Raw genomic sequence first — 12,519 nt, forward strand, 5'->3', positions numbered from 1 at the left:
CAAGATCGAGGCTTGTGATCAAGTGTCACAATGCATAAGGTTGGCTGTTAATAGGCTTTACAGCCTTGCGCAGCTGACCTTCTTCGCTTTGGCTTACCATGCTTAGCTGATCTTCTTTGCTTTGTTCTTGCTCTGCTTAGCTGTTTTCTTCGCTTTGTGCTTGCTCTGCTTTCTGATGGCACTCTTTTTAGGTCATGGACGCTGATCTAAATGGCTTAGATATCATCAGAACTGTTAATTTTCCCCAAAGCCATGCATACACCTTATGTTCGGGTTATGATCTAAGGATAATCATCGTAATCTAAGGAAAGCTATGGCATCAGAGTCATCTCTCATTCTTGCAACCTTAGCGGTTAAAGATAATGAGGTAGTTAAGCAAGTATTGATCTCTTGTGATCCAAAGTCACAGGAACTCATTGCTGCTAACTTTGACTCTATGGTCGCAAGCGTCATTAACGCTAATCCTCAGACTACCTGCCCTGATCAGCTAAAAAACATCTCCGCTGAGCGACTATTATTCTTATTTACCTGTGCAAGCAAACTCTTTTTTAAAGGATGTAGAGAGCAAAAGTTTACAGCTACCCGCTTTAAACATTATGGCCGCTTTGTAAGATCCATTACAACCTTTTGCCTTGCTAAGAGTGAGCTTTTAGATGAGGTACTAGACCTCATTACCGATAAAACCATTAGCTCCCAAGATGCAATTAACTTCTTAAGCTGCTTACAGCATGCTTCACTAACCTCACAGAGCTCTGACTATACTGAGGAAAATGCTGAGGCAACTAAGCTGCATGCAAAGTTGCTTGCCAAACTTAGCCCACAGCAACATGATAAGCTCAAGCACATACAGCATGATCTGCTTTTAGATAAAGAGCTAGATATTGAGCACTTGAGTGCAGATAAACTCGAGTCCTTACTATCAGGCCTAAGCACTACAGAGCAAATTGAGTACTCACTTAAGCTTAACTCTAGCGATCTCTATCTTAAGTACGTACCTGAACATATCATGCAGGTACTTAAGGTTCATAATCTTGTCCATCTGAGCATCAGCGCCCAAGATAAGTCTCTTAAGCTACCTCAGGATGATGACGTTTTAAACTTAGTCATCAGCTTTAACGCCCTTGAGAACCGAGAGCAAGCAACCTCATACGCAAGCACTGACACAGTAAGCTCAAATACACCCGCACAGCGTTCACTTTGGGCAACGCAGCAGAGCGTACTAGCAAAAGATCTCAGCTCGCTGCCTAAACTGCAGTCACAGTGCCTAGTCTATGGACGCAATCTAGCTACCTTTGATAGCCGCATTAATCGTGACATTTGCTATCTTGATTTAGACGAGCTTGAGACTGTTCTCTTTGAGCAGCATAAAACTCTCTTTAGTGCAGTCACAACCCTCTCAAATAAGCTTGCTGAGCACTTTCCTCGAGAGATGCCACATGCTGCGCGACTCGATACTGCACGACTATTCGTAATCTCCAGCTTGCTTAGCTCTAATGACCTTTCACAACTGCAACTAGAGCTCAGCGAGGGTATTAGTCGTAAGCTAAACGAGCATCAGCTGCTTAAGGCATGCACCGATGCTAATAGCTCCATCTTTTCAAGCCGCATCATAGCCGATTTAAAAGAACTTTTAAGCTCAATCTTACCAGCATCTCAAGACGCATATAAAATGCGTGACATCGCTGCAGTTAAGGGTGCTGCCTGTGCTGCCAAAGCCCATGCAGATGCCGATGACGACGCAAGCACTAAAAGCGATGCATTAGTTGAGGATGATAAAGCCAATGATGAAGCCAATACTGATGATGCTTCTGATGGCGCAGTTGCTGATAAGGGCAAGGCTGCTGATGGCAAGGCTGCTGATTCGCTGGCTGATAATGCAGCGGCGGCTGATGTGGTGGCTGCAGGCACATGCGCGTTTGATGATGGTGGGGACTTTGCCTCACAGCTGATGCGCTCGTTTATGCGCACGCTTAAGGTTGAAAGCTTTGCTAAGCTCTTAGGCAAGATCGAAAACTCACTCATCTTGGCACCACAATGCTTATTTGAAGCGCTCAATACTTATCTAAAAGTAGACTTTGCTTTTGCAGATGAGAGCCATCAGCTTATAAGCCCTGAAAAGTTAAGATCTCAGCCGCTTGCTAATGCCTGCCTTAATGACTACCTCATAAGAGTAAGTAGCCAAGGCAACTTACGCGCCGCATTCTTGCCTGACTGCGTGAAGGTGGGTGTAAGTGCACCACGCTCCTTGTTCTATTGTTCTCGATCAAGCTTAAGTCAGTTTATGCACTCTAAAGAGAATGTCGCTGAGCGCTGCTATGAGTTATTAAGCTCTTATGTACAGAGCTTTGATATCGATAATGACAAGAGCATTATTTGTTGCGACATTGATACTTTGGCTAAGCAAAGCTCTGTTACTGCAGATTTGCTCGTAAAAGATCGTATCTATCTTTTAGGCTATGAGCGCGACTTACTCAACCACAGCTTCTATTTAAAGGCATTAAACGAATGCTATAGCCTTAAGTCTATTGCTATCGTGGAGCCTACTTTAGCGCTTAAACTCAACTCTCTAGAGAGTAAGTACACTCTTATCTCGGGTGCTATGAGTGAAGAGCTCTTAAAGTTCACAACTAATGAGAGCTCTGAGAATAATAGCGAAGATAAAAATGCCTCTACTGACAGCGCCCGCGCTAATAATCTTAAGCAAAAGCCAAAGGCAGAAAATCATCAAGCTCGCGCTACTAAAGGCGCTGCAAATGATGAAAGTGAGCTTGGTTCTTCTATCGCATCTGATGATGGCCATATTGCAGCGCATGAGAGTGATAACAGCGCTGCAAGCATGGCTGATGGTGGTGGTGCTAGCCTCGATGAGATGGCATCAAACGACATCGAGGGTTCTGTAGATCATGCTAATAGCTACTCTGATAGCGATGAAGAGTTAGTCTCTGAGCGTATTGAGCAAGACATCGAGGTGCTTGATAGCGAGAGCGTAAGCAGCACTGCCTCAGGTGATGATGAGCAGTCGCTACTTGCCTCAGATTTTATTGATGAAAAGAACACTCTGATCATCAAAAAGCTCGCTACCCCAAAAGATCGTGAGGCCATTGCAATCTATCGTGCTGAGCGTAATCAAGTCTTAGAGCAATTACTCTATGTCTATGATGAACTCATATGCCATATTCCGCTGCCTAACTGCCAAGGACGGGGCTTACCAACTTCATCTCACGATGCGGCCTCTGCATCTAAGGCTAAAGGTACAGCAGCTAGTTTAAAGGCTGATGCAGCCAATAATATTGCTGCGACTAACGCTCAAGATAAAGAGACTAGCAAGGAGGAGATCAATCTCGCTCCATCTTGCCTAAACCTTCAGCTGCACTTTGTAAAAAGCAGCTCAACTAGCTATGCTGATGATGGCACTGAGCTTATCGATAACAAAGACAAAATAAGCGCCATCTTAAAACAGCCGCAGTTAAACACACGTGATCGCTACAGCGAGCGTATGCTTGCCTACTATCTAAGTGAGCAGCTGCAGCTTATTACAAAGCTTTTAGATAAACTTGCTACAAGCGACACTAATAAGAGCGGTCGTAGTGAGGGTGCAGATAGCTGTGTACAGGCACTCTATGTTATTGCCTATACCAAGGATATTAAGCCTACAGCCCTCATTAGCAAGGCTTTAAAGCTCAATCTAGAAATCATCAGTCTTGAGGATATGCTTAATGGCAGAGTAAATCTGCAAAGCGTCTATGAGAGCTTGTGTTTACAAGCTCAAGTTAGCTCAATTCCTATCATTATCGATAATGTCTGCCTAGAAGAGTTTAGTGCTTTAGAGCCACTGTGCGAGGTGCTTGGTGGTGTAAGTACTGATAATGACTCACAAGCTGCCATTACTAAGAGTGCATCTCTCTATCCGCATTTAAGCGCCTTAGGCTTACATATCTTAAAGAGCAAGCAGCGCCTTAAATCTTTAGCTCAGAACGATGAGAAGAGCTTAGATCCATATTACTCAGGTGAGCAGTCTTTAAGCGCGATGATTGAGGGCGTGATAGCACTCATTAAATCCTCTATCACTAACTTAGTAGGCACACTTGATCTTTACTGTATCGATGCCAATCTAACCTTACTCTCTGCGCTTGAAGATCATGCCCGCTTAAGCCATAAGCAGGCATATAAAGATGCCTTTATCGAGCTGCCATTATTTAGCTCCACACAAGAGCGTAATCATTTACTCTCGCTCGTAAAGTCCTTTATCAGCAACGAAGTATCCTTTGATACTAAGCAGGCTTTAGGCAAATTAGACCTACTCTTACATCAGACTGGCTTTAACGATCCTAATGGCGCTACTCACGCTATAGCAGGAGTCTCCCCGGCCGTGGATGGTCCTAACGCTGCCGGAGCTACTGGCGGTGATGGTGCTGAGCCATATAGTGGGCCGTACGAAGATCAATATGGCCGCGATCCATATGGCGGTGATCCATATAACGATGCGCCATTTGATGATGGCTATAGCGCTGCACCTCGCTTTGATACAGGTCGTGATGACGACTTTAATGCTGGGGCTCATTGGCATGGCGATGCACATGGAGAGAGTAGCTTTGGTAATGAGCATCACTATGGCATGGATGGCCAGGGTAAAGGCGATTTTGATGCTCTCAGTCAGCGCCGTGCTGATCGGGTTGCGCTTACTGCCTTTGAGAGTGATAGCCGAAAGAGACATGAGCTTGATGACTTAGTCGATGAAGGTCAAAAGGGGCAGCAAGCTATCAAGCGAGCTATGGGCGTTATCTCCAAACTTTTTATTGGAGGACATGAGTGGCGCTCGTATCAAGCTCAGGCCTTGCCGCATATTCTAAGCAAGCGTAATGACTATTTAATTAGCATTCCAACAGGCGGTGGTAAGTCAGTACTGTTCCAAGGACCAGCACTGTATCGCTCTAACTTTTCTAAGCGACTTTCCATCGTTGTATGCCCGCTTAAAGCTTTGATTCTTGACCAAGTAATTGAGCTGAGAAACAAAGGCTTTACTAACGCCGATTATTTATCCTCTGACCGTGGCTATCGCGATATTCAGGAGAGTTATGCCAATATTATCTCTGGCAAAACCAATCTTCTGTACGTAACTCCTGAGCGCTTTAGATCCCGTCACTTCTTTGAGACTATTTGTGCTCGCTTTGAGCGCGATGGTGGCGGTGAATATTTGGTCTTTGATGAGGCCCACTGTATCTCACAATGGGGCAAGGAATTTAGACCTGACTATCTTAATGCGGCCAAGATTTGTCGTGTTTTGCGTCAGTGTTTTGATCTGGCCATTATCATGTGCTCTGCCACTATGACCACACAGGTCTCTACTGAGCTCATGAGCTACCTCAACAATCCACTGCGTTTAGGCGAGAGTAGTGACAATTACAATCCTATTCGTGAGCACATCAAAATTCAGATGCGACAAGTATCTGAAGACTTTGAAAGCCGCATTAGCGCGATATTAAATTTCATCAATGAAGAGAACATCGACTTTGATCAAAGCCGCATGATCATCTTCTGTCAAACACGCAAGCTCTGTGAGAAGGTCTCACAAGCTTTAGAATCGGCAGCATACACCTTTATTGCAGAGAAAAGTATTGACCGCACTGTAGAGCACGGTAGGCTTAATCTTGCCCACTTAGGTCCAATTGCCAAGATCGCTGGCCATGTGGATTTCTTTCACGCTGGCCTTTCTGCTACAGCGCGTAAGAATCTCTTTGAGCGCTATAAAGACGATGATGCTCAAACACAAGACAGCACCTCACAAGATACTGTCGATGATGTTTTGTCATCAGAGCAGCATAAAAATTTAGATAAGCCTATCTATGTCCTATGCGCCACAAAAGCCTTTGGTATGGGCATGGATATTCCAAATATCCACTATGTAGTGCACTTTAGCCCACCTGCGGTCTTTGAAGATTACTTACAAGAAGTCGGTCGTGCTGGCCGTGATATGCAAGCCTACTTTAAGGCTTTTCCAAACGGTACCAAGATCCCAGCTTTATGTCTGTACTGCCAGAGTGATTTTGAAAAGGCTAATGAAAAGATCAACAGCCAGCTTATAAGCTGGAATCAGCTCATTGATGCAGATAAGTCGCTGCGCTCATATATTAAGCACTTTAGATCACTTGAAGAGGCCAAGAAAACTCCGGTACTAACGCCTATTGATGTCGTTAGCCGTAGTCGCAATAAGATCTTAGTCCCAAGCTCTAATGAGACTAATACCCATAACCGTATCATCTTAAGCTACCTTGAGGAGCTAGGACGCATTTGCACGCAGTTTAATGGCCTGTGTCCGCTGCCAGTTCGTATCGACTACGACAAGCTCAAGAGGCACTTAAGCACGATTAAGATTGCCCAAAACTATCTTATCTCTGAAGATGCAGCTAAATCTGATCTCTTTAGCTCCACAGATGATGATACTCCGCGTATCACCATCTCAAGCAAGATGAGCTCAGATCCTATCTCCAAACTTGCAGCTGCTGCTTTAGGCCTAACTAGCAATGAAAGCGAGGACAACAGTGCTAGTGACCATAGCTATCAGGATAAGACACATCAAGATAGTGACGCCTTTATTGTGCGTGATCGCGATATCCTCGATCATGAATCGCGATCACTGAGCGAGTTTTTAATTGGTTCAGCCCTGCTCAAGCTCGTTGATCAAGCTAAAAGCGCCAGACTAGAACGTAAGGCCAAAGCTCAGCAAGCTAAAGATGCAGAAAAAGCAGCTGCGCTTGTAGATGCTAAGAAAGCTACTGCGGCTGAAGATGATGAGCAAGCAGCTGAGCTTGTAGATGCTAAGGATGATGCAGCTAAAGATGCTAATGACTCAGCACTAGAGGCTGCTGCTGATCTCATTGCAGCTGATGTACAGGCAAATGCTCAAAGCATTGACAATGATGATGATAGCGCCGATGAAACTAAGAGTGCTAAGAACGCTCATAATTCTGAAAGCTCAGATAGCCCTGAGAGCTTAGATAGTTCTGATCTCGCTAAGAGCACTGATAGTGCTATTGCAACGGTGCTTGATGAAGATCTTGATGAAGACAAAGATTTAAGCGACCATGTACTGATTGCATCTGATGTAGATCAGCTTGTTGATGTAGCTAAGCTTTCTCGTGAGTGCAAGCTCTCGAATGCACAGGTTATCAATGCGTTAATTGAGCTAATGCAGCGCAATACTCTGGAAATTGCAGCACCATTTAGCATCGACTTTTTGGAGCATCGTCGCCATGAGGTCGGCTATTTCTTTAATCCAAATGACGTGGCATATAGACAATATGAGCAGTATATTGCCACGCATCTACCAACCATCTCAATTGCGATACAAGTGCTACGCTCTGTCTTTTCTGATGGATACTCTACATATCTAAGAGCCCTTAAGATCGAAGCTGAGCGCTATGAGGAAGATAGCCTATTCTTTAAACGCCATGGTCATAACCAACGTACCTTCAAGCACAATGGACGCACATCTGACATTGATGGGCATTCATTAGATGGCTTTGAGCAAGTTCAGTATCAAAACTCTGATCAAGAGTCGATTGAACAAGCCAAGAAGGCTTTCAATGTTATTGATAGTGAGGAGTACTCACTGTCAGCTGCATCTTCTAGTAATGCTGATGGCTCTTCTAATCCTCAAGGGATGCAATCACAGGAGCATAAGTCCTATCGCAATATCTTATTCACCCGCAAAAAGTGCTTTAACTTAGTACAAGAGTTTATGGATCCTTTATTGCCTGATTGTAAGCTCTATGAGGTCAAGAAAGTTATCAAGAGCACTAAGAGCGATCCTAATAAAAATGGACTGGTGGATACTTCAGAGGAAGTTATCACTAATGTATTTCAGTTCATGCCTTGGTTTGAGAAGGAAAATCACTCGAGCCATTTGCGGGTAGAGGTTTATGCAGAGAAAGTTGCTACCTCTATCTTTAGGTTGCTTGCTAATACTGCCTCATATTTACCAGGCATTAAAGTAAGCTACGATAAGCAACGCTACCATGATGTGGCTTCAGCCGATGCTTTATTGCTTGAAGTAAGCAACAATGCCTACGAGCTCTTTTTGGATGTGATGTATGAAGATCTCCTCATGATCATCGAGTTTTTACAATCACGCAATTTACAAAGCACTCAAAGCTCTAACAATGTCCATCAAGACCTGCTCCATAACTATCAGCAAAATCCAGCATTAGCTAATGCCGCACAGAGCACGAGTGATACTAAAGAAGAGCAAGCAAGCCTTGCAAATAGCTATACTTGGCATGATAACTGGTGTGCCGTGATCAATATGCTCGGCCTCATGCACAGGGACTCGATCAATCTTAGGAATAAATACGAGCTTAAGCACTCACGCAATAATGCATATGATGCTTACAATAAGCTCTCTGAACAAATCTACGGCTATAACTACTTTAGATTTATTCTCGATGCTTTAGGCACCTTAAACTTCATTAAGAGCTCATCTTTAATGAGCTTTGGTATTGAGATCTTTACCTTAGATGGCTGCAAGAGTGATATCGATGCGGCCGATACTGAACAATCGAAGTTTTACAATAAGCGTAGAGAGTTTGAGCTTATAGAGCAATTTAGACGTCTGCGTATTAGCATCATGCAGCTGTTCTGTGAACAAGTGCCTGAGAGTATGCGCAACTCGTTTATTCAGAGCATCTTCCAGTCTAAAAACTCCGATGACTTTGTTAACAATATTGCTAAGTTCTCTAACAAGAACAGCATGCTACTGCAGCAGCTGCAGGCGCATGCTTTAGAACTTGAAGAGAGCAAGCTAGTTGATAATGAAGAGCAATGGCAGATCTATAACGCTCCGCTTAATCAAAATATCAATGTTATGGCAGGACCTGGCTCTGGTAAGACTCACATCTTAACCATGAGAGCAGCACGTTTAGTGTATCGCGAGCACGTCGCTCCTGAGTCAATCTTAGTACTTGCCTATAACCGCGCTGTAGTTATCGAGCTTAAAAACCGCCTCAGCACACTCTTTAGTGAGCTTGGTATGCCGCGTCTTGGTCGTCGCATCAAGGTCTTTACCTTCCATGGTTTAGCCAAACGCTGTTTGCAAGGTAAACTCAACGATATCGAAACTTCCTCATGGGAGCTAGCTCTTGCAAGTTACCTGCAGCTTGAGCCGCAGCTCTTTACAAGCCTATTCCCACGTCTTGAGTACCTCATGATCGATGAGTTCCAAGACATTACTGCTACTCGTCTACAGGTGCTCAATCTCATCGTCAGTCAGTATCAGGATTTACGCTTGTTTACCATTGGCGATATTAATCAGAGTATCTACGGATTCGATCGCATCAATAATCATGGCAGCAATCAGCGTATTAGTGTGCAAGAGTATGCAGCTAAGCTTTGTCCTGAGCCATATTATTACTACTTGCAGCAGCGCTTTAAGCCTGTCACCATGACTTTATGCCGCAATTACCGCTCTTATCCAGACATCCTCAAACTCGCCTCCGAGTTTTTAAAGGATAAGACTTACTTGCCAGTTAGCGATCCTAAAATCGCCAGCTTTGCGCCTAAGCATGAGTACGCCCGCGTCTACGATCTTACCGAGAATCCTAACAACTTATGGTACGAGCTCTTTAAGAAAACCTTTGAGTTTGCTCGTAAGAAAAACCGCGAGTCTATCGAGCTCATTAAACAAGGCGAGGAGCTCCTTAAGAGTACGCTACAAGAGTTTGACTTAAAGCTAAATGCCAATGACCATCAAGCTAAGCCTCTAGCCATTGAGCAAAAGAATCCTACAGTAGCGAGCGCAGATGCCAAAGATACCGATGATGATTCTGCCGATGCTGCTGAAGAGTTTGTAGCCACAGGCCTTGAAAGCACCGACTCTGCTGACAAGGGCATAAATACGCTGAGCAAGCTCATAAGCGATGATGACGACGATGAGCTGCCTGACTTTATTGAAGATGACCATCCTCAGGATGATGACAGTGCTTCTGCTAATGACAAGGTAAGAGCCAAGCAATCAGCTGAGGCTGATGCTAAGGCCAAGGCAAAAGCCAAGGCTGAGGCTAAACTACAAGCCAGGGCTGAGGCCAGAGCAAAACAAGAAGAGCTGGTGTTGCGCAGGCAAATTTCTGAGTCTAAAAAGGATGTCGACCTTAAGCACATCATGGATGAGGTTAGCGCCGAGATTGAGCTTAATAACCGCAAGCAACAGGCATACGATCTCATCAAAGAAGGTGAACGTCGCTCGATTAAGACTATTGCACTGCTCTTTAGAACCAATAACGATGTTTATCGCGGCTTAAGCAAGATCAAGAACAGCATTCCAGACTATGTGCATTTGCATATTCAGGGTGGTAGCTCACTTGCGTGGTTTAGAGAACGTGAACTCTATGAGATCGCCAACTATATCTATCAAAATAGAGAGCGTGTCTGCATTAGCGATGATCTAATTGTAACTTCTGAGGACAGCTCACTTGAGCAAAACAAGAGTACAGCTCAAGAGATTAAGGAGCTATGCATATATTTAATGCAAATGTTCCCGCTGTGGGATAAGGTGCTGCTCGACATTGCTTATTGCACAGTACTTAGCTTCATGGACTCGCTTGATGAGCAAGATGGCAAAGTACACTTTGAAGATCTCTATGAGTACTATGTAGATATCTTAGGCAGTGATGATGGTGGTCAGATCTTCAAACTCTATGAGCGCTATGGTTCTAAGCGTATTTTAGGACACGATAGTGGTCAAGATGAGAGTTTGCAGGTCGTAATGACCACTATGCACAAGGTTAAGGGCTTAGAGTTCGACTTAGTAATGGTCGTACCTACCTTTGCACCGCTGCCTCTGAGTGAGCATATGAACGTCTCTAATTTGCATGGCTTTAAGCGCTCAAACTATAAAGATGCAGCTAGTGCCGCACACGCTGCGAAAACTATTCCGCTCTTTGATGATGAGCTTGCTGACTTTGAAGAAGAGCGTCGTCTGTACTATGTGGCATACACCCGTGCTCGCAAGTACTTACGCGCCTTTAAGGCCGATCGTGAAAAAGCTTTAGATGAAAACCGTCGCTATATCTACGAGCGCGAACAAGTCTCACAATTTAGCGAAAAACAACCGCAACTAGATCACTATTTCATAAGCTTTACAGCGCAAGCTAGTAACTTTGGCATCAACGATTACATCCGCAATTTCGTGAAGCGCAATGACAGTGTGATGCTGCAATTAGTCCGCGTTAACAATGGCATCAATGGCTATAGCCCACGCACCTTCCAAGAACAGTTTGTGTGCTATATCCTCCATCAAAAAGATGAACAATCAAGCCCATGCATCATTGGTCGTTTGTCGCAAAAGAATCCAATCTTCAATGCCATGATTAAATACAATGTGGAGTTAGTTGATGGCTTGTTTATTAGTAATATTGCCACTTGGACATACCAAGACACCTTAAACTCTGATGAGCGCCGCGCCAATGAGGCCTTAGCTAACCATCAAAAGGAGCCATTTGCTTACTCTAAGCTCTGGTGCAATGAGGCTAAACGCGCAGGCTTTGTCTATGTCATCATGCTCGCTGGCTACGGTCATCCATATTCGCCAAAGGCTTAACCTTGGACGTAGCCTTGAGCTTGAGGTGGAGTTTGGCTCCGGCTATGCTCTGGAGCTTGAGATGTAACTTAAGCTTGAGCTGGAACTTGGGCTTGGCCTTGAGCAGTAACTTGAGCCTGAGCTGAAACTTGGGCTGTAGATTGGATTGCACTGCCACTTGTTTTGAGGCGATGATGAGCCATTGACTGCACGAGGTGATGGCTAAAAGATGTGGATAGCTGCTTGTGCAAATTAGGCAAACTTTGTTAAGTTTTTGCCGATTATTGTTAAATAATTGCACAATTGATGTGCTTTTGCGTGTTCTTTTTGGCATAATTGCGCAGTCTCTAGGCGATGGCGGTAAGGAGTTTATTTACGACGCCACGTGTTTAGGGGCTAGCTTCATGCCCTTGCGGTACAGGGTTTGAGCTTGTTGTGAAGCTATAGACGTGTTATTGCCTTGAGCTAAGAGGCGGGCGATAACTAGGGGAGGTGCCGCTAACTAAAGGCTAAGTGAACGAGCGACCACTTACCTTAGACGATATGCTCTATCGTCGATCTAGGCAAAATAAGGGATTCTTATGCGCCGAAATGATATTCTCAAGAGCAATGCCTCTGATGTTGCACATCAAGGCGCATTCGATCTTGAGCAATACGCTTCTCAAATGAAGCAGCTAGATTCTGAAGCCCTCTACACTTTTATTGCAGCTGTAGTGGTAACTTTGGTGTTCTGGCTGTCTATCTTCTTCACCCACGACTCTTCAGTCACTCTCTTGCATCTACCTTTGTGGTTTGTTCTAAGCTGCCTTGGAGGTTATGCTTTCTCTGTTATAGCCGTTATCTTCTTAGTAAAAGTTTGCTTAAAGTCCATGGCTCTAAAAGTGCCATCCTATAAGCACTCTGATGATGGCTTAACTGTAGCTAATAACAAGAATAATTCTATCTAAAGG

General features: G+C 44.3%; 2 protein-coding genes. Both read left to right on the plus strand.

Going from position 1 to position 12,519, the window contains the following annotated elements:
• Positions 1 to 313 precede the first annotated feature (313 nt).
• A complete protein-coding gene (locus tag RDO37_RS05790) occupies positions 314 to 11,590 on the plus strand; it encodes a DEAD/DEAH box helicase (RefSeq protein ID WP_308498416.1) in 11,277 nt (3,758 codons plus the stop codon).
• Positions 11,591 to 12,150: 560 nt separating this feature from the next.
• Positions 12,151 to 12,516, plus strand: coding sequence for a YhdT family protein (locus tag RDO37_RS05795; RefSeq protein ID WP_308498417.1), 366 nt, complete (start codon positions 12,151 to 12,153; stop codon positions 12,514 to 12,516).
• The last annotated feature ends 3 nt before the right edge of the window (positions 12,517 to 12,519 follow it).

The sequence above is a fragment of the uncultured Anaerobiospirillum sp. genome (assembly GCF_902485895.1).
Lineage (GTDB): Bacteria > Pseudomonadota > Gammaproteobacteria > Enterobacterales > Succinivibrionaceae > Anaerobiospirillum > Anaerobiospirillum succiniciproducens.